The organism is Rhodoferax sp. U2-2l, assembly GCF_020594515.1.
Taxonomy (GTDB): Bacteria; Pseudomonadota; Gammaproteobacteria; order Burkholderiales; family Burkholderiaceae_C; genus Rhodoferax.
This window is the reverse complement of the sequence record NZ_JAJCTH010000028.1, coordinates 1-20,033: the sequence shown is the minus strand read 5'-3', so window position 1 is coordinate 20,033 and position 20,033 is coordinate 1. Positions and strand designations below refer to the sequence as shown.

Genomic DNA, 20,033 nt, shown 5'->3' with positions numbered 1-20,033 from the left:
TCGGTGGCACTGATCTGTTCGATCTCGTCACTGACGGCCTGTAGATCCTCATCGAGGGTTTCTTCGAGCAGGCTTCTTTGCTCGGCGCTGAAGCGCTCACTTTGGGCGGCAAACTTCAGGCGTTTGAAATACGCGTTTTCATGCGTTAGCTTGTCGATGGTGCCCGTCGGGACAAGACGGTGCGTTTCACGGCATTGCTGCACCACATAACGCCGCAGCTACTGGTGGAGTGTTTTTATGCGCTACGCCATGACGCGGCGGCGGGCGTAGACGGCGTGACGTGGCGAGACTACGAGGAAGGACTCTACGAGCGAGTACACGGACTGCACCGGGAAATTCATGCCGGTGCGTACCGAGTCAAACCATCACGGCGGGTATTCATACCCAAAGCCGATGGCAGACAGCGCCCGCTTGGAATCGCCTCTCTGGAGGATAAGGTCGTGCAGCAGGCGGTGGTCACCGTATTGAATACGATTTATGAAGAGGACTTTCTCGGATTCTCGTATGGGTTCCGGCAAGGACGTAGCCAGCACGATGCACTGGATGCGCTGACGGTCGGAATCACGAGCCAAAACGTGAACTGGATATTGGATGCAGACATATCGTCATTCTTCGATGAAATCGATCATGACTGGATGCTGAAGTTTCTGGAACACCGCATTGCGGATCGGCGAATGTTAGGTCTGATTCGTAAATGGCTCAAAGCGGGGGTGATGGAGGACGGGTGCAGGGCAGCGGCGACCAAGGGCACGCCCCAAGGCGCGGTGATCTCGCCATTACTGGCGAACATCTATCTGCACTACGCTCTCGATCAATGGACGCAGCAATGGCGTCGCAGATATGCACGGGGCAATGTGATTGTCGTGCGCTACGCTGATGACAGTGTGTTCGGATTCAAGATTGAAGAAACAGCCAGACGGTTTCTGACAGCGATGAAAGAGCGGCTGGCAAAATTTGGGCTGACCCTGAATGCGACGAAGACGCGGCTGATCGAGTGTGGTATCGACAGGCAAGGCCGATTTCAGGTCACGCGCCTGACGGTAAAGAAGCGAATGCGAGCGACACTTGAAGCCATCCGAGCAGAGTTGATGCGACGACGGCATGAATCTGTCGCCATTGTGGGCAAGTGGCTAAACCGCGTGGTTCAAGGTTACTTTAACTACCACGCTGTGCCGGGAAATCTGTATCGTCTAGCTGGAATGCGCAGCGAAATTGGCCGCGCTTGGCGGCATGCGCTGATGCGTCGGAGCCAGCGACACCGTTTGTCGTGGCACAGGTTTAGCCGGATCGCAGAGCGTTTCATTCCGATCGTCCGCAATATGCCCCCCTATCCGGAGGAGCGGTTCTACGCGTCACATACCTGAGGCAGGAGCCGTATGCGGTAATTCTGCACGTACGGATCTGTGCGGGGGGCGGGGGGGTGACCTCCGTCCCTACCGCAACCGTTTCGTTGTGAGTTAGTCACAATGGGCGACATTAAGCGTAACGTTTAGGGGCAACATACTAGGGAAAACCCGTATGATTTGATGTATGTTTGAAACGACTTTTCCGTCCCCAATCCATCACAGCCAGAGTGTGTCAGAGGCTGATGTGCAACCAGTTGCCGTGCCACCTCGATCCCATCAGCCAGACCTTATCGTTCCTATCCGTTCGCTGGGTGAGAATCACCGTTCGCGAATTGAAGAGCATTTGTTGACTTTAAGTCCTCAAGACCGTTATTTCAGGTTTGGTTTTTCAGCCAAAGATGAGCAGATCAGGGCTTACGTGGCCAGTTTGGATTTTGATCGTGACGAGGTGTTCGGCATTTACAACCGCCACCTTCGCTTGATCGCCATGGCGCACTTGGCTTATTCCAGCGAAGTCCGTGCCAGCGCATCTTCAGAGTTTGGTGTGTCCGTGTTGGAGCCTGTGCGTGGTCGGGGCTATGGGCGTCGACTGTTTGAGCGAGCCGTGATGCATGCCCGTAACGAAGGCGTGACGGCCATGTACGTTCATGCACTGAGCGAGAACACAGCGATGCTGAAAATTGCCAAAAGAGCCGGTGCAACAGTTGTCCGTGACGGGGCCGAGTCTGAGGCGCATCTGAGTTTGAAGCCTGCAACGTTTCACACGCAAATGACCGAGATCATGGAAGAGCATCTGGCCCAGGCCAACTACCACTTCAAAGCACAAGCCAAACAATTTTGGGACACCTACAGTCGGATACAGCAAATCTGGGTCCCTGTCAGGCAGCGGGCCGACGTCGAGTAGTTCTTGTGGGCAGTTGATGGTGGTTTCTGTAATCCGCTATCCTTGGAGTCTGTTCAACAACTGCATGTCCTGCGCTTCTGGCTGTGTCCGATCCTCATCCTGCCCGTTCTGAACGGGAAGATACCCGCACTTTCCTGCAAAAAGTTGCGGAGTTTATCCATCCCGGCCCTGACTCTACCGACGAGTTGATCGAGACCTTGGCTGATGCCGAGCATAACCAACTGATCGGGGCGGATTCGCGCAAGATGCTGGAGGGTGTCATCCGCATGGCGGAGATGACCGCGGGGGACGTGATGGTGCCGACCACCCGTATGGAGTTGGTCAATATTGAAGATTCCCACGACGTCATGATGCACGGCGTGATTGATACTGCCCATTCGCGTTTTCCGGTGTTTGAGGGGGAGCGTGAGAACATCATCGGCATCCTGATGGCCAAGGACCTGCTCAAACTGCAGCGGGCCCCCGAGCTGAACATCCGTGCTTTGCTACGTCCAGCTGTGTTTGTGCCCGAGAGCAAAGGGCTGAACGATCTGCTGCGGGACTTTCAGAGTAACCACAACCACTTGGCGATCGTGATTGATGAATTTGGCCGCGTGGCGGGCCTGATCACCATCGAGGACGTGCTGGAACAGATTGTGGGTGAAATCGAGGATGAGTTCGACATCGAACACGACGAGGGCGACATCTTTGGTCTGGCAGATCAGACCTACCGTGTCAGTGGCGACACGCTGATTGACCGGGTGGAGAACACCTTTGGGGTCACGTTGGAAAGCACCGACCCAGACGACGAGTTTGAGACCATCGGTGGCCTGATTGCGCATGAAATGGGCCATGTGCCCAAACGGGGCGAGCGCCATGTCATGGCCGGACTGGAATTTGTTGTGATGCACACCAAAGGTGGCGCTGTGAAATGGTTCAAGGTGGCGCCGGTGGACCGGTCTTCAGCTTGAGGTCTCAGGGTTGCACTTGTTTGAACCCACGCGCGCTCGTTCAGCGGTGGTGATGCCGCTGGTGCTGGCCATCGTTGCCGGTGGTTGCCAGGCCGCCAGCACGGCATGGCCGTTCGCCATGCCGCCAGCGTTGGCGTTTTTGGGTTGGGAGCGGGGTCAGCCGATCTGGTGGCTGCAGACAGTGTCGATGGCGATTTTGGTGTTACTGCTGTTGCGCTCTCCAACGGCGGGGCAAGCGGTTTGGCGAGGATGGCTCTTTACGTTGAGCTGGCTGGCTGCCACATTTGCCTGGCTGTTTATCTCCATGCATATCTACGGCGGTTTGCCCGCCGTGCTGGCGGTCCTGGCGGTGCTGATGCTGGCGGGTGCGCTGGCACTTTATTACGCCGCCAGTTGTTGGGCCTTTTGGCACCTAACCAAAAGAAACAAAGGCATCGCCGCGGTTGTTTTTGCGTCGTTGTGGCTGTTGGCCGAGTTGGCACGGGGCCAGTGGCTGACCGGTTTTGGTTGGGGTGCGGTGGGTTATGCCCATCTGGATGGTCCTTTGCAAGACCTGCTGGGCTGGGTCGGCATGTATGGCATCACATTTGTAGCAGCCTTGCTCGCGGGGCTTTTGGCGATGGCCATCGGCGTGTCCGTATGGCGGGACAAGGCCATCTCACTGGGGCTGCTGCTGGTCCTGTTGGTGTTGCCTGTGGTGTTGCCTGCGACCCGTGGTGCGTCTCTGGGCCAACTCAGCGTGACCCTGTTGCAGGGCAACATCGCTCAAGAGGAAAAATTTGAACCCGCCACCGGCGTGCTCCAAGCCTTGCTGTGGTACGGGGCACAACTGCAGGCCAGCCGCAGCGCGCTCACCATCACCCCCGAAACAGCGCTGCCCGTGCTGCCGGATCAGCTGCCCGAAGGCTACTGGCAGGCGTTACAAACGCGGTTTGCGCAGGGCGATCAGGCCGCCTTGGTGGGCATCCCCCTGGGCAATAACGCCACCGGTTACACCAATTCAGCGGTGGGTTTCAAGCCGGGCCAGGCCGACGTCTGGCGGTATGACAAACACCACCTGGTGCCGTTTGGTGAGTTCATCCCGCCCATGTTTCGCTGGTTCACCGACCTGATGCACATTCCGCTAGGTGACTTCAACCGGGGCGCACTGCCACAACCCACGTTTGACTGGCAAGGGCAGCGGCTGGCCGTCACCATCTGCTACGAGAACCTGTACAGCAACGAACTGGCCACCCAGTTTGGGGACGCAGCGACCGCGCCGACGATGCTGGTCAATATCAGCAACTTGGGCTGGTTTGGCGAACATCTGGCCATGGACCAGCACTTGCAGATCGCCCGGACCCGCGCGCTGGAGTTTGACCGGCCGTTCCTGCTGGCCACCAACACCGGGCAAACCGCCATCGTCGATCACCTTGGGCGCGTCACCCACAGGGCCCCGGCGCACACCGCGGTGGCGCTGCATGGCGTGGTGCAGGGGCGCACCGGGCTGACGCCTTACGCGCAGTGGATCGCCCGGTTCGGCTTGTGGCCGCTGTGGGGCATGGCGGTGGGGGTGGTGATGGCCGCTGTGGTGATGCGCCGCCAGCGTGCCCGCTGACAGGGCGTTGCGCGTCCACACGGCGTGGGGTCTTTCCATCAGGGGTTGTGCGTAGCGCTTGGCAGAAGGCTTTGGGGCGTGTCATGAGCCCGTAAAATCGAACCATGGCGCGTGAACTCAGGCGCGCCTCTTACCAACTTCAGGCGTCTGTCACCCCGGCGCTTCCAACTTATGTTGACCTTCCAGCAAATCATTTTGAAACTGCAGTCGTATTGGGACGCCCAAGGCTGCGCACTGTTGCAGCCGTATGACATGGAAGTCGGCGCGGGTACGTCGCACACGGCGACGTTCTTGCGAGCGCTTGGCCCCGAGCCGTGGAAAGCGGCTTACGTTCAGCCCAGCCGCCGCCCCAAAGACGGCCGCTACGGCGAGAATCCCAATCGTCTGCAGCACTATTACCAATACCAGGTGGTGTTGAAACCCGCCCCCAGCAACATTCTGGAGTTGTATCTGGGCTCGCTGGAAGCGCTGGGCTTTGATCTGAAGAAAAACGACATCCGTTTTGTCGAAGACGACTGGGAAAACCCCACGCTCGGCGCCTGGGGCCTGGGTTGGGAAGTCTGGCTCAATGGCATGGAAGTCACCCAGTTCACCTACTTCCAGCAGGTGGGCGGCATCGATTGCAAACCGATCACCGGCGAGATCACCTACGGGCTGGAGCGCCTGGCGATGTATTTGCAAGGCGTGGACAACGTCTACAACCTGACCTGGACCACCGCCGCCGACGGCACACGGCTCAGTTATGGCGACGTGTACAAACAAAATGAGGTCGAGCAGTCCACCTACAACTTTGAGCACAGCGATGCCGACTTTTTGTTCACCGCCTTCACCGCGCATGAAAAGCAGACCAAACACCTGATGGACGTGCAACTGGCGCTACCCGCTTACGAGCAAGTCCTCAAATGTGCGCACAGCTTCAACCTGCTGGACGCACGTGGTGCCATCAGCGTGACCGAGCGCGCCGCCTACATTGGCCGCATCCGCAACCTGGCCCGCGGTGTGGCCCAAAGTTACCGCGACAGCCGCGCTCGCCTGGGCTATCCGATGGCTTCCAGCCAGATTGCAGCCCTGGTGCTGGGCAAGGACGGGGTGGACGCCGTCCTTGATGCTGCACGCCAAATCGAACTCAAGGCCGCGCTGGCAAGTGCTGCGATCCATAAAACCCCAGAGACCCAGAAGGTGGCCCTGTGAGAAACCTCCTCGTTGAATTGTTTGTTGAAGAACTGCCCCCCAAAGCGCTCAAAAAACTCGGTGACGCTTTTGCCAGCCAGTTGACCGACCAACTGCGCGCGCTGGGTCTGGCATCGGCCGACTCGGTGACCACCGCGTTTGCCTCGCCGCGTCGTCTGGGCGCCCACATCACCCACGTGGCGGCCAAAGCCGCCGACAAAGCGGTGCAGCAAAAGCTGATGCCCGTGGCTGTGGGTCTGGATGCCAACGGCCACGCGACGCCTGCGCTGCTCAAAAAGTTGCAGGCACTCGGGGCCGATGTGTCGGACCCGGTGTTTGCCGTAGCCGCCTTGCGCAAGGCGCCGGACGGCAAGGCCGAGGCGCTGTTTTATGACAGCCTGGTCAGCGGTGCCACGCTGGATGTGGGTCTGCAGCAGGCGCTGGATGTGGCGCTGGCCAAACTGCCCATTCCCAAGGTCATGAACTACCAGTTGGAGTCGGATTGTGAGTTGCCCGGCTGGAGCAGCGTCAACTTTGTCCGCCCGGCGCATGGTCTGGTGGCGCTGCATGGCGACACGGTGGTGCCGGTCAAGGCGCTGGGCCTGACAGCCGGCAACAGCACGCAGGGGCATCGTTTTGAAGCGGTCACATCGCCGGTGGTGCTGGCCAACGCCGATAGTTATGCCCAGAACTTGTTGAACGACGGTGCCGTGATCGCCAGTTTTGCAGAGCGCCGCGCTGCCATTGTTGAACAGATCAAAGCGGCGGCGGCCCGCGTTGGAAATGGCGTCAAGGCCATTGAAGATGACGCGCTTCTGGACGAAGTGACCGCGCTGGTGGAGCGTCCCAACGTGCTGGTGTGCCAGTTTGAGCCGCAGTTTCTGGACGTGCCGCAAGAGTGCCTGATCCTGACCATGAAGGCCAATCAGAAGTACTTCCCGCTGCTCGATGCCCAGGGCAAGCTCACGAATCAGTTTTTGGTGGTCAGCAACATCAGCCCGGCCGATGCCAGTGCGGTGGTCGGTGGCAATGAGCGGGTGGTGCGCCCGCGCCTGGCCGATGCCAAGTTTTTCTATGACCAGGACCGCAAAAAGTCGCTGGCCTCGCGTGTGCCGGGGCTCGACAAGGTGGTCTACCACAACAAACTCGGCACCCAGGGCGAGCGCATGGGGCGCGTCTGCGACACCGCACGGGCCATTGCTGAGTTGCTTGCGCCCAATGCGTCCGTCTCACAGCCAGACGGGCTGGTTCATAACGCGGATACTGCCGCCCGCCTGGCCAAGACCGATCTGCTGACCGACATGGTGGGCGAGTTCCCGGAGTTGCAGGGCATCATGGGTGGTTATTACGCGCTCAACGACGGCCTGAGCACCGAGGTGGCGCAGGCCATTGAAGACCATTACAAACCGCGTTTTGCCGGGGACGACTTGCCGCGCAACCTGACCGGGGTGGTGGTGGCGCTGGCGGACAAGCTGGAGACGCTGGTCGGCATGTTTGGCATCGGGAACCTGCCCACCGGTGACAAAGACCCGTTTGCGCTGCGCCGCCATGCGCTGGGCGTGATCCGGATGTTGGTTGAAAAAGACCTGCCGCTGAGCCTGAATGATTTGCTCACCGCGGCCACCCCGGTGTTTGGCGACAAGATTTCTGACGCCAGCGGCCCCTTGACCGACTTCATTTTTGAGCGTCTGGCCGGTTCCCTGCGCGAGCAGGGTTACAGCGCGCTGGAGGTGGACGCGGTGCTGGCCCTGCGCCCGCAGCGCCTGGGCGACGTGCCCAAGCGTCTGGCTGCCGTGCGCGCCTTCGCCGCGTTGCCCGAGGCGCCCGCGCTGGCGGCGGCCAACAAGCGCATCAGCAACATCCTGAAAAAAGCCGACGCTGCGGCCGTGGCCGACGCGCATGTGAGTGAACTGCTGTTGCAGGAAGCCGCTGAAATCGCGCTGTATGCCGCCATGCAAGACATCACCCCGCGCGCCCAGGCGCAGTTGGCGGCGGGTGACTACACCGCCTCGCTGCAAACCCTGGCGGCGCTGCGTGGGCCGGTGGACGCCTTTTTTGAAGACGTGATGGTCAACGCCGAGGCGCTTGATTTGCGTCTGAACCGCCTGGGTCTGCTCAAAACGCTGCACCTGGCGATGAACCAGGTGGCCGACCTGTCGCGCCTGGCGGCCTGAACCTCATCCGACGAGCACACGACATGGCCCCCATGAAACTGGTGATTCTGGACCGCGATGGCACCATCAACGTCGACAGCGTGGACTACATCAAGTCTGCGGATGAGTGGCAGCCGCTGCCCGGTGCGCTGGAAGCGATTGCCCGGCTCAACCACGCCGGCTGGCATGTGGTGGTGGCCAGCAACCAGTCCGGTTTGGGGCGCGGGCTGTTTGAGGTGTCGGAGCTCAATGACATCCACGCCAAGATGCTGCAGCAGTTGGCCGACTTGGGCGGACGCCTGGACGCCATTTTTTATTGCCCGCACGCGCCAGACGATGCCTGCCAATGCCGCAAACCGGCCTCGGGCCTGTTTGAGCAGATTGGTGAGCGCTACGGCATCCACCTCAAAGGCGTGCCGGCCGTGGGTGATTCGGCGCGCGATCTGGTGGCTGCGGTGGCGGTGGGTTGCGAGCCGCATCTGGTGCTGACCGGCAAGGGTGAAGCCCATCGGGGTCACCCGCTGCCGGACACCTTCCCGGCGCAGACAACGGTTCACGCGGATCTGTCCGCGTTTGTCGATCACCTGCTGGCGCGCGAGACCGAGGCCAACTGATACCCATGATGGCCTGGCTGCGTTCGGTGCTGCACCTGTTGTGGATGGGCATCACCGTCATCCCCTGGACGCTGGCGGTGCTGGTGGTGTCGCTGTTTGCCTCGCGCACCACCACTTGGTGGGTGGCGGTGAACTGGTTTCGGGTGGTGATGTGGGGCACACGCGTGATTCTGGGCGTGCGTATGGAGGTGCAGGGCTTGCACAACCTGCCGCTGGGCCAAACCAGCGCCGCCGTTCTGCTGTCCAAGCACCAGTCCACGCTGGAAACCTTGTGGCTGCCGACCATCATGTCGCACCCGCTGGCCTTTGTGTTCAAGCGCGAGCTGCTCAAGATTCCGTTTTTTGGCTGGTCGATGGCGCGCCTGGACATGATCCACATCAACCGCGAATCGCGCACGGTGGCCATGAAACACGTCATCGACCAGGGCAAACGCTTGCTGGCCCAGGGCAACTGGGTCATCATGTTCCCGGAGGGCACCCGCATGCCGCGCGGCGAAGCGGGCACCTACCAGACCGCGGGCACGCGTCTGGCCGTGGAAAGTGGTGCGCCGGTGGTGCCCATTGCGGTGGCCACCGCGCGCTGCTGGCCCAAGGAAGGCTTTGTCAAACACGCGGGCGTGGTGCGGGTGTCGATTGGCGCGCCCATGGAGAGCGCCGGGCGCGACCCGAAAGCGCTGATGCGCGAGGCCCAGGCCTGGATCGAGGCCGAAATGCGCCGCATCGACCCCGAAGCCTACCGCTGAGCTGCCTGCGGGCCGTCACACATGTTGCCATTGCTGCGCGCCACGCGCGATTTGTTTGAATCCATGCCATCGCCAGCCCCGGCTGGGCCAGGGTCCGCAGCACCTTCAATCCAGGCCGATTTTTCGCACCCCCGCGCCAACCGCGAGGTGTTGCTGGGTCAGACCCGGGTCGCCTACGCTTTCAACCGCGGGCAGCGGCGCAGCGTTGGCTTCAGCGTCGGGCCGGATGGCCTGGCAGTGCGCGCGCCCAAGTGGGTCACGCTGCGCGACGTGGACGCCGCTCTGCACACCAAGGCCGACTGGATTTTGCGCAAGTTGCAGGCGAGTCGCGAGCGCCAAACCCGGCTGGCTGATCAGGTGATCGTCTGGCAGGACGGTGCCACGTTCCCGTTTCTGGGGCAGACCTTGACCGTGCGGCTGGACCCCGAGCACCGCTTTGGCGCGGGTGGGGCCGCGTTGTTGCTCGTACAGGACGACCCCGGGCCCACCGAAGTCAGCATCGGCGCGGTGGCGGCCTTGCCCGCGCCCGGGGTGTTGCTTGAATTACGCGTCAGCCTGCCTCACCACGCCAGCGCCGAGCAGATGCGTGACCGGGTGCAGGCCTGGTTGATGCGTCAGGCCAAGGTGCTGTTTCAGCAGCGGCTGGACCACTTCGCCCCGGTGCTGGGCGTGCAGTGGACCCGACTTGGCCTGAGCAATGCCGGCACGCGTTGGGGCAGCGCCCGCCGCGACGGCGCCATCCGGCTGAACTGGCGGCTGGTGTTTTTCAGGATGTCAGTGCTGGACTACGTGGTGGCGCACGAACTCAGCCACCTGCGGGTGATGGACCACAGCCCGCGCTTCTGGGACACGGTGCGCGCCGTGGTGCCTGACTACGCTGCACAGCGGGCGCAGCTCAAAAGTGAGCTGGTGCCGAAGTGGGATTGATGCACCAGTCAAAAAGTGCCCGCGCGCTGCCCGTGAAGACAGAGCGCGGGCCGGTGTGACAGCCTCAGAAGCGGTGGCGCACACCCAGACCAAAGCTGGTGCCCGAGCTGTAGGACGTGATCTTGTCGTGCATCAGCATGGCATAGGCGTCAGTGCGTTTGGACAGGGTGTGGTCGTAGCCCACGGTGGTGGTGGTGCGGCGTTTGTCCGCGATGTCGTCTTGGGTGCGCGCCACTGAGGCCAGCAACTTGCCCGAACCCAGGGGGGCAGAGAGGCCCAAGGAGGTGGTTGTTTTATCGAACGCGTTGTCGTCTGATGAGGCCTTGCCATAGGTTGCGAAGGCCTTGACGACCCCCGCGTCATACGTACCGCCAAGCATCCAGTCCGTGTGCGCGTAAGGCTTGGATGCCACGATGGCATCCGTGCCGCCCGGGTTCTTAATCTCCACTTTCTCCCAATAAGCCGTCAACCCAACAGGGCCTGCGCTGTAAAACGCATTCAAACCCACATTGTTTTTGCCATCGTTGACCCCGGCACCCTGCTCCCCAAACTGGTAGTGGATATTGCCTTTGAGTCCGGCAAAGGTGGGTGTGCTGTAAGTGATCTGGTTTGACCAGCCGGTGTCTGCTGGTACCGTCCGCTTCCAACCAGAAGGGTTGAAGAGATCGATATCGGAATGCAAAACCAAGGGCGAGAAGGTAAACGAGTCACCCATGGGATTGAACATGATGGTGGGCAAAAAGTTGGGGGCCTTTCCGCGGCCCAGGTTCAAGGTGCCATAGCCGCCGGACAGGCTGACGTTGGCATCGCGTGAAAACTGGGTGTCCCCGTTGAAGCGGCCATAGTCGCCGCTGTCAGCCCGGAAAAACGAGGTCAGCATAAAGCCCGCCTTCAAACCGCCGCCCAAGTCTTCAGAGCCGCTCATGCCCCACCAGGAGGTGGTCATGCCGCCGCTGTTGACGACGGATTTGCGGGTGGTGTCACCGGCCATTTTCATGGAACCGGCATACACATCGACCAGGCCCATCAGTTGAACCGTGCTTTGCGCCTGTGCGCCAACGCTTGCGGCTGCCAGGCAGGCAGCCAGGAGTGCTGTTTTTTTCATGTGTTTTCCAGGGTGTTGATGAATCGTCGTGACAGATTGACCACGCGTTCAACGCGGGCAATCCCAACGGCTAAAGCAACGACCGTGCCTGGAAAATTCAGATCTCTTGCATCTGGCGCTGGCGCAAATGGGGCGGCATGTCCAGGGTGGTGCGGTCCCACTGCTCCAGGGTGATCACCCGCTCCATGCAGTCTTCCATCAGGGCGTGCGCGGCCATGGCCGTTTCAGCGATGGCTTGATGCACGCGGCTGTCATTGCCCTCGGTGTCGACACAGCTCTGTTGGTAAGCGTACAAGCCGCGCAAGTGGCGGATGCTTTCAGCCACCTGCGCCGGGCACGCACACATGTAAAACAGGCCTTGTTCAATGACATGTTCAATCTGTTCGTCGGTGAAGCGGTACGTTGTGGTCATGGCTGGGATGGCTGTAAGTCAATAGTCATGTTAGCGCACAGCACCGCGGCTGAAATTGAGGTAGGTCAGTTACGCCGTGGGTGCGATGCGAGATTTACGCCATAATTGACGTTTACGTTAACGTCAATCACGTTGTTTACCCCCATGCCCCAAACCTACAGCATCAGCGATCTGGCCAAAGAGTTTGACCTGACCACCCGGGCCATGCGTTTTTATGAAGACATGGGCTTGTTGCAGCCCGAGCGCAGCGGCCCCGGCGGGCGTAACCGCATTTACAGCGGGCGTGACCGCGCCCGCCTGAAGCTGACGCTGCGCGCCAAACGGCTGGGCCTGAGCCTGACCGATGCCAAAGACATCATCGACATGTACGACAGCCCGCGCGACACCGCCGCGCAGCTGGAGAAGTTTTTGCAAGTGCTGGCGCAGCATCAGCAGCAGTTGGAGGCCCAGATGACCGACCTGCAGGCCAACATGGACGAGCTCAAAGTGCACCAGCGCGAAGCCAAGTCCTTGCTGGCCAAAGCGCAGCGCAAGGCCGGAGCCACCGCGTGAGCCTGGCCCCGACGCCGCACCACGCCGAGTCGCCGCTGGAGCGCGTGCTGCGCAGTTTCGAGCGCCAAGGGCTGATGCAGCACTGGGGCGCCCGCGTGCTGCGGGCGCAGGTGGGTCAATGTGTCATCACGCTGCCGTATTCCGACAAGGTCAGCCAGCAGCAGGGCGCTTTTCATGGCGGCGCCATGGGCGCGCTGGCCGATATCGCGGCGGGCTATGCCGCGCTCACCCAAGCCCCGGCGGGCAGTGAAGTGGTGACGGTCGAATACAAAATCAATTTTCTGGCCAGCTGCCAGGGTGGCGAATTGCGCGCGACAGGCCGGGTGGTGAAGGCGGGCAAACGCGTCATCATCACCAGCGCGGATGTCATCCACATCGCTGCCGATGGCCGTGAAACGGCTTGCGCGGTGCTGCAGCAAACCATCATGCCCGTGCACAAGACGTACTAAAACCACCCCAGGAGACAACCCCATGAACAATTTGCCCGGCCTCAACTTTCAACTTGGTGAAGATATCGACGCGCTGCGCGATGCGGTGCGCGACTTTGCCCAAGCCGAGATCGCCCCGCGCGCGGCTGAAATCGACCGCAGCGATCAGTTTCCGATGGATCTGTGGGAAAAGATGGGCGCGCTGGGTGTGCTCGGCATCACGGTGGGCGAGGAATATGGTGGCGCCAACATGGGTTACCTGGCGCACATGATCGCCATGGAAGAAATCAGCCGCGCCAGTGCCTCGGTGGGCTTGAGCTACGGCGCGCACTCCAACCTGTGTGTCAACCAGATCAAGCGCAACGGCACGCCTGAACAACGCGCCAAATACCTGCCCAAACTCATCAGCGGTGAACACGTGGGCGCGCTGGCCATGAGCGAGCCGGGTGCGGGCAGCGACGTGATCAGCATGAAACTGAAAGCGCAGGACAAGGGCGGCTACTACCTGCTCAACGGCAACAAGATGTGGATCACCAACGGCCCGGATGCCGACACGCTGGTGGTGTATGCCAAAACCGAACCCGAGCTGGGTGCGCGTGGTGTCACGGCTTTCTTGATCGAGAAGGGCATGCCGGGTTTTTCTATCGCCCAAAAACTCGACAAGCTCGGCATGCGCGGCAGCCACACCGGTGAACTCGTTTTCAACAACGTCGAGGTACCCGAGTCGCACATCCTGGGCGGCCTGAACATGGGCGCCAAGGTGCTCATGAGCGGTCTGGACTACGAGCGTGCGGTGCTCACCGGCGGACCGCTGGGCATCATGCAAAGTGTGATGGACAACGTGGTGCCCTACATCCACGACCGCAAACAGTTTGGCCAAAGCATCGGTGAGTTCCAGCTGATCCAGGGCAAGGTGGCTGACATGTACACCGTGCTGCAGGCCGGGCGCTCATTCGCCTACACCGTGGCCAAAAACCTCGACATGCTGGGCACCGACCACGTGCGCCAGGTGCGCAAAGACTGTGCTTCGGTCATTTTGTGGTGCGCCGAAAAGGCCACCTGGATGGCGGGCGAGGGCGTGCAGATTTTTGGTGGCAACGGCTACATCAACGAGTACCCGCTGGGCCGCCTGTGGCGCGACGCCAAGCTGTACGAGATTGGCGCGGGCACCAGCGAAATCCGCCGCATGCTGATCGGGCGGGAACTGTTTGCCGAAACTTGCTAACTACTGACAGCCCGGCAGGCGCTGTGGTGCTGCGGTCCAGCCGAGCGGCACTCCGGGTCACAGGGCAAAATGGCCACCATGACTACCTCACTTCAACACCTACTTGACAACAACCGCGTCTGGGCTGATCGCATGGAGCAGCAACGACCCGGTTTTTTCAGCCAGCTGGCGCAGCAACAAAGCCCCAAATACCTTTGGATTGGTTGCGCTGACAGCCGGGTGCCGGCCAATGAGATCACCGGGCTGGACCCCGGCGAGGTGTTTGTACACCGCAACATTGCCAACGTGGTGGTGCACTCGGACCTGAATGCGCTCTCCGTCATCCAGTTTGCCGTGGACCACCTCAAGGTGGAGCACATCATGGTGGTCGGGCATTACGGTTGCGGCGGCGTGCTGGCCACGTTGCGTGGCACCCGTGTGGGGCTGGCCGACAACTGGCTGCGCCATGTGCACGATGTGAAGCTGCGCCACCGCCGCCGCCTGGACCACCTGAGTGTGCCGGAGCAAGAAGACGTGCTGTGCGAGATGAACGTGATCGAACAGGTGGGCAACGTGGCGCTTTCCAACGTGCTGCAAGACGCCTGGGCGCGCGGCCAGAAGATCACCGTGCACGGCTGGTGTTATGGCCTCAAAGACGGCTTGGTGAAAGATTTGCAGGTCAGCATGCAAAGCGCGCAAGAAGTCGTCAGCGTGTTTCGCAACGCTTTCCGGCGCTATCCCCGGCCGCTGGGTGACGGCCTGAACATCAGGTGAAGTCAAGTTGAAAATCGGCCTCCAGCCCTTGTAAGTCAGCGGTTGGCAGCTATCACAAATATAGAGTAGATATGTTCCCAACCCGCCTGGACTCCCGTCTGGCCTACGAGATTGCCAAGGCCATGATGGACGGCTTCAACCGCCATTACCGCCTGTTTCGGACCGAATCGGCGCGCGCCAAGCACCGCTTTGAGACCGCCGACTGGCCCGGCCAGCAGCGCGCCCAGCGCGAGCGCATCGAGTTTTACGACCTGCGCGTGCGTGAATGCTCGATGCGGCTGGAGCGCGAATTCAAGGCGGGTGAGCAGGGCATGGAGATCTGGCAGCAGGTCAAGTTGCATTACATCGGCCTCTTGGTGGATCACCACCAACCCGAGCTGGCCGAGACGTTTTTCAACTCGGTCACCACCAAGATCCTGCACCGCAGTTACTTCCAGAACAGCTTCATCTTTTTCCGCCCGGCAGTCAGCACCGAATACATTGAAAACAGCGAGTCCGAGGCGCTGCCCACCTACCGCGCTTATTACCCCACGCTGGAGACCCTGCGTGAGGCGCTGCAGACCATGGTGGAAGACTTTGACCTGCGCTGCGAGTTTGAAGACTTGCGGCGCGACACCGCGCTGGTCTTGGGCGCGATCCAGCCGACGCTGGCGAACGTGAAGGTGCACGCCAACTTCCAGATCCAGGTGCTCACCAGCCTGTTTTACCGCAACAAGGGCGCCTACGTGGTGGGCAAACTGATCAACGGCTTCAACGAACACCCGTTTGCCCTGCCGATTCTGTACAACAAGGACGAGTCGCGCCTGCGCATCGACGCTGTGCTGCAGGGCGAGGACGACATGCACGTGTTGTTCAGCTTTGCGCGCGCCTACTTCATGGTGGACATGGACATCCCGAGTGCCTATGTGCAGTTTTTGCGCAGCATGATGCCGCGCAAGCCGCGCAACGAGTTGTACAACGCGCTGGGCCTGGGCAAGCAGGGCAAGACGCTGTTTTACCGTGACTTTTTGTACCACTTGCGGCATTCCACCGACCAGTTCCGCATTGCGCCGGGTATCAAGGGCATGGTCATGCTGGTGTTCGATTTGCCCAGCTTTCCCTATGTGTTCAAGATCATCAAGGACTTTTACCCGCCGCCCAAGGAAACCAGCCGCGAGCAGATCAAGGGCAAATACCTGCTGGTCAAGCAGCACGACCGCGTGGGCCGCATGGCCGACACGCTGGAGTACAGCGGCGTGGCCTTTCCGCGCAACCGCTTCACCGACGAGTTGATTGCCGAGATCGAGAAGTTCGCCCCGAGCCAGCTTGAGATCAGCGACCGCGACGGCGACGGCCAGCTGGAAGTGATCCTGAAACACGTCTACATCGAGCGGCGCATGATCCCGCTCAACATCTACCTGCAAGACGCCTTTGACGCCGGTGGCGCCGATCCCAACAACACCAGCCCGGCCGCCGTGTTTGCCCGCGGGCAACTGGAGCGTGGCGTCATCGAATACGGCAACGCGCTCAAAGACCTGATTGCCGCCAACATCTTCCCTGGCGACATGTTGTGGAAAAACTTCGGCATCACGCGCCACGGCAAGGTGGTGTTTTACGACTACGACGAGATCGAGTACATCACCGACTGCATCTTCCGCAAGGTGCCCAAGCCGCGTTGTGAAGAAGACGAGATGAGCGGCGAAGTCTGGTACACGGTGGGTCCGCATGATGTGTTCCCGGAAACCTTTGGCCCGTTTTTGCTGGGTAACCCGGCCGTGCGTGAGGTGTTCATGAAACACCACGCCAACTTGCTGGATGCCGCCTTCTGGCAAAAAAACAAGGACCGCATTCTGCAAGGCCATATGTTTGACGTGTTCCCTTATGACCAGAGCAAGCGGTTCTTCCCGGACACCACACCGTCAGAGCTGCCGGAATCGATCTGAAACACTGCCAATTTGATAGCTATCCATCCAAGGAGAAAGAAATGACCGATGCCATCGTGATCGTGGGCGCTGCCCGCACCCCCATGGGCAGTTTTCAGGGCGACTTTTCCGCCCTGGCCGCGCACGACCTGGGCGGCGCCGCCATCCGGGCCGCGGTCGAACGCGCAGGCATCGCGCCCGACGCGGTGGATGAAGTGCTGTTTGGCAATTGCCTGATGGCGGGCCAGGGCCAGGCGCCCGCGCGCCAGGCGGCCTTGAAAGCCGGTTTACCGATCAGCGCGGGTGCGGTGACGCTGTCCAAAATGTGCGGCTCAGGCATGCGTGCGGCCATGTTTGGCCACGACATGCTGCTGGCCGGCAGCGCTGATGTGGTGGTGGCTGGCGGCATGGAGAGCATGACCAACGCACCCTACCTGCTGCCCAAGGCGCGCGGCGGCTACCGCATCGGCCACGACCGCATTTTTGACCACATGATGCTCGACGGCCTGGAAGACGCTTACGAGCCCGGCCGCTCCATGGGCACCTTTGGCGAAGATTGCGCCGCCAAATACAGCTTCACCCGTGCGCAGCAAGACCATTTCGCCACCACCAGCGTCACCCGGGCGCAGGCCGCCACCACCTCGGGCGCGTTTGCGGCAGAAATCACGCCAGTCACCGTCAAGGGCCGGGCGGGCGAAAAAGTGATCAGCATCGACGAGGGCCCTGGCAAGATCAAGCTCGACAAGATCACCAGCCTCAAACCCGCCTTCAAGAAAGACGGCACCATCACCGCCGCCAGCAGCTCCAGCATCAACGACGGCGCCGCTGCTTTGGTGATGATGCGTGAAAGCACCGCGGCCAAGCTGGGCTGCAAGCCTTTGGCCCGCCTGGTGGCGCACGCCGTGCACGCCCAGGAACCCAACTGGTTTGCCACCGCGCCGGTGGGCTCGGTGAAAAAAGTGCTGGCCAAGGCAGGCTGGGCCGTGGGTGATGTGGAACTGTGGGAGGTGAACGAAGCCTTCGCCGTGGTGCCGATGGCGTTGATGCACGACCTGGGTTTGGGCCACGAGGTGGTCAATGTCAACGGCGGCGCCTGCGCGCTGGGTCACCCGATTGGCGCCTCTGGCGCACGCATCATGGTCACACTGCTGTACGCGCTGCAGGCGCGCGGCCTGAAAAAGGGCGTGGCGACGCTGTGTATTGGCGGCGGTGAAGCGACGGCCGTTGCGCTGGAAATGCTTTGATTCTGATAGCTTCTGGCCCTTGATTGGCAAGGGCTGAAGCCTAATCCGACTTGCGATCAGTCCAGCAGGCAGGCCACGTTGCCCTGCCAGCCGATGCTGGCCAGCTCGGCCTGTGCATCGGCGCCTTCAAACACATAAAGCTCAAAGCGGCTAGCCGCGTTGCGGCGGAACACCTCCAGCCGCGCTGCTTCGGCATCCAACAGGGCGTATTCCTTGAGGCTGGCCAGTTTCTGCAAGCTGAGGAATTTTTGCCCCCTGTCATACGCCGCTGTGGATGGAGAGAGCACCTCCAGCACCAATACCGGCGCGTTGATCTTGGCTGCGCTCAGGTCGCTCAGATCGTGCGTGTCGCAAGTCACCACCACGTCGGGGTAAAACCAGTGCTCGGAGACGTTCACCGCCACCTTCACATCGCCAGAAAAGACTTTGCAGGGGGTGCCTTGCAGGTGCGTTTTCAGCGCCAAAACGCTGGCGACAGTGGCCAGGTTATGCCGCAAGGTGCCGCCCGTCATGGCAAACACCTCGCCCGCAAAAAAATCATGCTTTTCTGGCTGTTGGGCTTCCCAGGCCAAATAGTCGTCCATGGTCATTGTGGGTTGGGTCAGCGCAGAGGCCATCGCAAATCTCCGTTCGGTCGAAGGGTGCATTGTCAGTCATCGCGCCCTGCTGTGCATAATCCTCCGAGTTGACGTGCACGTCACTTTGACCGTTTTCAAAATCACTTTAATGGCCCAGCCAAACCCTGAGGAGACCGATCCATGCTGTTAACCCAAGACCAGGAAATGGTGCGCGATGCCGTTCGCGCTTTTGCCCAGGCGGAACTCTGGCCCAACGCGGCCAAATGGGACAAGGAACACACCTTTCCCAAAGCCGTGCACCAAGGGCTGGCGGCGCTGGGTGCTTGCGGCATTTGTGTGCCTGAAGAGTTGGGCGGCGCGGGCATGGACTACCTGACGCTGGCGCTGGTGTTGGAAGAAATCGCAGCGGGTGACGGCGGCACCAGCACGGTGATCAGCGTGACCAACTGCCCGGTCAACGCCATCCTGATGAAGTTTGGCAACGCCGCACAAAAAAAACAGTGGCTGGAGCCGCTGGCGCAGGGCCAGATGCTGGGCGCGTTTTGCCTGACCGAGCCGCATGTGGGCTCCGACGCCTCGGGGCTGCGCACCACGGCTGTGCGCGACGGTGACAGCTATGTCATCAACGGCGTCAAACAGTTCATCACCAGCGGCAAAAACGGCGACGTGGCCATTGTCATTGCCGTCACCGACAAAGGCGCGGGCAAAAAAGGCATGAGCGCTTTTCTGGTGCCCACCAATGCGCCCGGCTACGTGGTGGCGCGGCTGGAAGACAAACTCGGCCAGCACTCCAGCGACACCGCGCAGATCAATTTTGACAACTGCCGCATTCCCGCAGAGAACCTGATCGGCAAAGAGGGCGAGGGCTACGGCATCGCCCTGGGCGGGCTGGAAGGCGGGCGCATCGGCATTGCCGCGCAAAGCGTCGGCATGGCGCGCAGCGCTTTGGAGGTCGCCATCGCCTACGCCAAAGACCGCACCAGTTTTGGCACTGCCATCTTCAACCACCAAGCCGTCGGCTTCCGGCTGGCTGAGTGCGCGACACAGCTGGAAGCCGCGCGACAACTCATCTGGCACGCCGCCAGCTTGCGCGACGCGGGCCGCCCGTGCCTCAAAGAAGCCGCCATGGCCAAACTGTTTGCCAGCGAAATGGCCGAAAAAGTCTGTAGCGCGGCCATCCAGACGCTGGGTGGTTATGGCTATGTGAGCGACTTCCCGGTGGAGCGCATTTACCGCGATGTGCGTGTGTGCCAGATTTACGAAGGCACGTCAGATGTGCAAAAAATCATCATCCAGCGTGCGCTGGGTTAGCGAAGTAATCGGCCCGCCTGCGCCGCAAATCGTTCCGAAGAAACACGTGGCGCGGGCGTTGCAAATGTGGCAAGGTGGAGCGTGGCACAGGCAAAGACCGGTGTAGCAATGGTGCATATT

At 61.0% G+C, this 20,033-nt stretch carries 19 protein-coding genes and 1 pseudogene; 16 read left to right on the top strand and 4 right to left on the bottom strand.

Annotated features, from left to right (window positions below; genetic code table 11):
* Positions 1–203 (bottom strand): annotated as a pseudogene (locus LHU53_RS19150) (IS66 family transposase); the annotation flags it as partial.
* Between LHU53_RS19150 and ltrA the strand changes: the two are divergent.
* The 9 genes from ltrA (at position 180) to LHU53_RS19105 (ending at position 10,404) form a co-directional block, all read left to right on the top strand.
* Positions 180–1,364, top strand: coding sequence for a group II intron reverse transcriptase/maturase (gene ltrA / locus LHU53_RS19145; protein ID WP_227334380.1), 1,185 nt, complete (start codon positions 180–182; stop codon positions 1,362–1,364). The pseudogene LHU53_RS19150 and the gene ltrA overlap by 24 nt on opposite strands.
* Positions 1,365–1,530: 166 nt before the next feature.
* Positions 1,531–2,250 (top strand): GNAT family N-acetyltransferase, encoded by a 720-nt coding sequence (locus tag LHU53_RS19140; protein ID WP_227334379.1) that lies wholly within the window; start codon positions 1,531–1,533, stop codon positions 2,248–2,250.
* Positions 2,251–2,333: 83 nt separating this feature from the next.
* The gene (locus tag LHU53_RS19135) at positions 2,334–3,200 is read left to right on the top strand and encodes a transporter associated domain-containing protein (protein ID WP_227334378.1); all 867 of its coding nucleotides are present in this window, start codon (positions 2,334–2,336) and stop codon (positions 3,198–3,200) included.
* A gap of 16 nt (positions 3,201–3,216) precedes the next feature.
* Positions 3,217–4,797 (top strand): apolipoprotein N-acyltransferase, encoded by a 1,581-nt coding sequence (gene lnt / locus LHU53_RS19130; RefSeq protein WP_227334377.1) that lies wholly within the window; start codon positions 3,217–3,219, stop codon positions 4,795–4,797.
* 171 nt (positions 4,798–4,968) lie between these two features.
* On the top strand, positions 4,969–5,988 hold the full coding sequence (gene glyQ, locus LHU53_RS19125; RefSeq protein ID WP_227334376.1) for a glycine--tRNA ligase subunit alpha: 1,020 nt from the start codon (positions 4,969–4,971) through the stop codon (positions 5,986–5,988).
* The gene (gene glyS / locus LHU53_RS19120) at positions 5,985–8,141 is read left to right on the top strand and encodes a glycine--tRNA ligase subunit beta (protein WP_227334375.1); all 2,157 of its coding nucleotides are present in this window, start codon (positions 5,985–5,987) and stop codon (positions 8,139–8,141) included. The genes glyQ and glyS overlap by 4 nt, the downstream gene beginning before the upstream one ends.
* A gap of 32 nt (positions 8,142–8,173) precedes the next feature.
* Entirely contained in the window at positions 8,174–8,734 is a 561-nt protein-coding gene (gmhB, locus tag LHU53_RS19115) for a D-glycero-beta-D-manno-heptose 1,7-bisphosphate 7-phosphatase (RefSeq protein WP_227334382.1), read from the top strand.
* Positions 8,735–8,742: 8 nt separating this feature from the next.
* Complete coding sequence (locus tag LHU53_RS19110) at positions 8,743–9,477, top strand: 1-acyl-sn-glycerol-3-phosphate acyltransferase (protein ID WP_227334374.1); 735 nt, start codon at positions 8,743–8,745, stop codon at positions 9,475–9,477.
* A gap of 21 nt (positions 9,478–9,498) precedes the next feature.
* Complete coding sequence (locus tag LHU53_RS19105) at positions 9,499–10,404, top strand: M48 family metallopeptidase (protein WP_227334373.1); 906 nt, start codon at positions 9,499–9,501, stop codon at positions 10,402–10,404.
* A 64-nt stretch (positions 10,405–10,468) separates the two neighbouring features.
* Here the strand turns inward: LHU53_RS19105 and LHU53_RS19100 are convergent, their stop codons facing one another.
* Together LHU53_RS19100 and LHU53_RS19095 are read right to left on the bottom strand one after the other, a co-directional pair.
* Entirely contained in the window at positions 10,469–11,509 is a 1,041-nt protein-coding gene (locus LHU53_RS19100) for a porin (protein WP_227334372.1), read from the bottom strand.
* 97 nt (positions 11,510–11,606) lie between these two features.
* The gene (locus LHU53_RS19095) at positions 11,607–11,921 is read right to left on the bottom strand and encodes a hypothetical protein (RefSeq protein WP_227334371.1); all 315 of its coding nucleotides are present in this window, start codon (positions 11,919–11,921) and stop codon (positions 11,607–11,609) included.
* A 144-nt stretch (positions 11,922–12,065) separates the two neighbouring features.
* Here LHU53_RS19095 and LHU53_RS19090 point away from each other — a divergent pair, with 144 nt between their 5' ends.
* From LHU53_RS19090 to LHU53_RS19065, 6 genes are all read left to right on the top strand, one after another.
* Positions 12,066–12,473: a MerR family DNA-binding transcriptional regulator gene (locus tag LHU53_RS19090; RefSeq protein ID WP_227334370.1), complete on the top strand. Its 408-nt coding sequence runs from the start codon at positions 12,066–12,068 to the stop codon at positions 12,471–12,473.
* Positions 12,474–12,547: 74 nt separating this feature from the next.
* Complete coding sequence (locus LHU53_RS19085) at positions 12,548–12,922, top strand: PaaI family thioesterase (RefSeq protein ID WP_227334381.1); 375 nt, start codon at positions 12,548–12,550, stop codon at positions 12,920–12,922.
* Positions 12,923–12,944: 22 nt separating this feature from the next.
* Positions 12,945–14,126, top strand: coding sequence for an isovaleryl-CoA dehydrogenase (locus LHU53_RS19080; protein ID WP_227334369.1), 1,182 nt, complete (start codon positions 12,945–12,947; stop codon positions 14,124–14,126).
* Positions 14,127–14,204: 78 nt separating this feature from the next.
* A complete protein-coding gene (gene can / locus LHU53_RS19075) occupies positions 14,205–14,879 on the top strand; it encodes a carbonate dehydratase (protein ID WP_227334368.1) in 675 nt (224 codons plus the stop codon).
* Between the two features lie 71 nt (positions 14,880–14,950).
* Positions 14,951–16,801, top strand: a complete 1,851-nt coding sequence (gene aceK, locus LHU53_RS19070; protein ID WP_227334367.1) for a bifunctional isocitrate dehydrogenase kinase/phosphatase — start codon at positions 14,951–14,953, stop codon at positions 16,799–16,801.
* Between the two features lie 41 nt (positions 16,802–16,842).
* On the top strand, positions 16,843–18,024 hold the full coding sequence (locus tag LHU53_RS19065; protein WP_227334366.1) for an acetyl-CoA C-acyltransferase: 1,182 nt from the start codon (positions 16,843–16,845) through the stop codon (positions 18,022–18,024).
* A 56-nt stretch (positions 18,025–18,080) separates the two neighbouring features.
* Here LHU53_RS19065 and LHU53_RS19060 read toward each other — a convergent pair whose 3' ends face one another.
* Entirely contained in the window at positions 18,081–18,608 is a 528-nt protein-coding gene (locus LHU53_RS19060) for a Uma2 family endonuclease (RefSeq protein WP_227334365.1), read from the bottom strand.
* A gap of 174 nt (positions 18,609–18,782) precedes the next feature.
* On the opposite strand from LHU53_RS19060, the gene LHU53_RS19055 reads away from it, so the two are divergent.
* Positions 18,783–19,913, top strand: a complete 1,131-nt coding sequence (locus tag LHU53_RS19055; RefSeq protein WP_227334364.1) for an acyl-CoA dehydrogenase family protein — start codon at positions 18,783–18,785, stop codon at positions 19,911–19,913.
* The last annotated feature ends 120 nt before the right edge of the window (positions 19,914–20,033 follow it).

Coding starts and splice junctions, on each gene's coding strand:
- LHU53_RS19140 (WP_227334379.1), top strand. CDS start 1,531: ATGTTTGAAACGACTTTTCCGTCCCCAATCCATCACAGCCAGAGTGTG.
- glyQ (WP_227334376.1), top strand. CDS start 4,969: ATGTTGACCTTCCAGCAAATCATTTTGAAACTGCAGTCGTATTGGGAC.
- gmhB (WP_227334382.1), top strand. CDS start 8,174: ATGAAACTGGTGATTCTGGACCGCGATGGCACCATCAACGTCGACAGC.
- LHU53_RS19110 (WP_227334374.1), top strand. CDS start 8,743: ATGGCCTGGCTGCGTTCGGTGCTGCACCTGTTGTGGATGGGCATCACC.
- LHU53_RS19105 (WP_227334373.1), top strand. CDS start 9,499: ATGTTGCCATTGCTGCGCGCCACGCGCGATTTGTTTGAATCCATGCCA.
- LHU53_RS19100 (WP_227334372.1), bottom strand. CDS start 11,509: ATGAAAAAAACAGCACTCCTGGCTGCCTGCCTGGCAGCCGCAAGCGTT.
- LHU53_RS19095 (WP_227334371.1), bottom strand. CDS start 11,921: ATGACCACAACGTACCGCTTCACCGACGAACAGATTGAACATGTCATT.
- LHU53_RS19090 (WP_227334370.1), top strand. CDS start 12,066: ATGCCCCAAACCTACAGCATCAGCGATCTGGCCAAAGAGTTTGACCTG.
- LHU53_RS19085 (WP_227334381.1), top strand. CDS start 12,548: ATGCAGCACTGGGGCGCCCGCGTGCTGCGGGCGCAGGTGGGTCAATGT.
- LHU53_RS19080 (WP_227334369.1), top strand. CDS start 12,945: ATGAACAATTTGCCCGGCCTCAACTTTCAACTTGGTGAAGATATCGAC.
- can (WP_227334368.1), top strand. CDS start 14,205: ATGACTACCTCACTTCAACACCTACTTGACAACAACCGCGTCTGGGCT.
- aceK (WP_227334367.1), top strand. CDS start 14,951: ATGTTCCCAACCCGCCTGGACTCCCGTCTGGCCTACGAGATTGCCAAG.
- LHU53_RS19065 (WP_227334366.1), top strand. CDS start 16,843: ATGACCGATGCCATCGTGATCGTGGGCGCTGCCCGCACCCCCATGGGC.
- LHU53_RS19060 (WP_227334365.1), bottom strand. CDS start 18,608: ATGGACGACTATTTGGCCTGGGAAGCCCAACAGCCAGAAAAGCATGAT.
- LHU53_RS19055 (WP_227334364.1), top strand. CDS start 18,783: ATGCTGTTAACCCAAGACCAGGAAATGGTGCGCGATGCCGTTCGCGCT.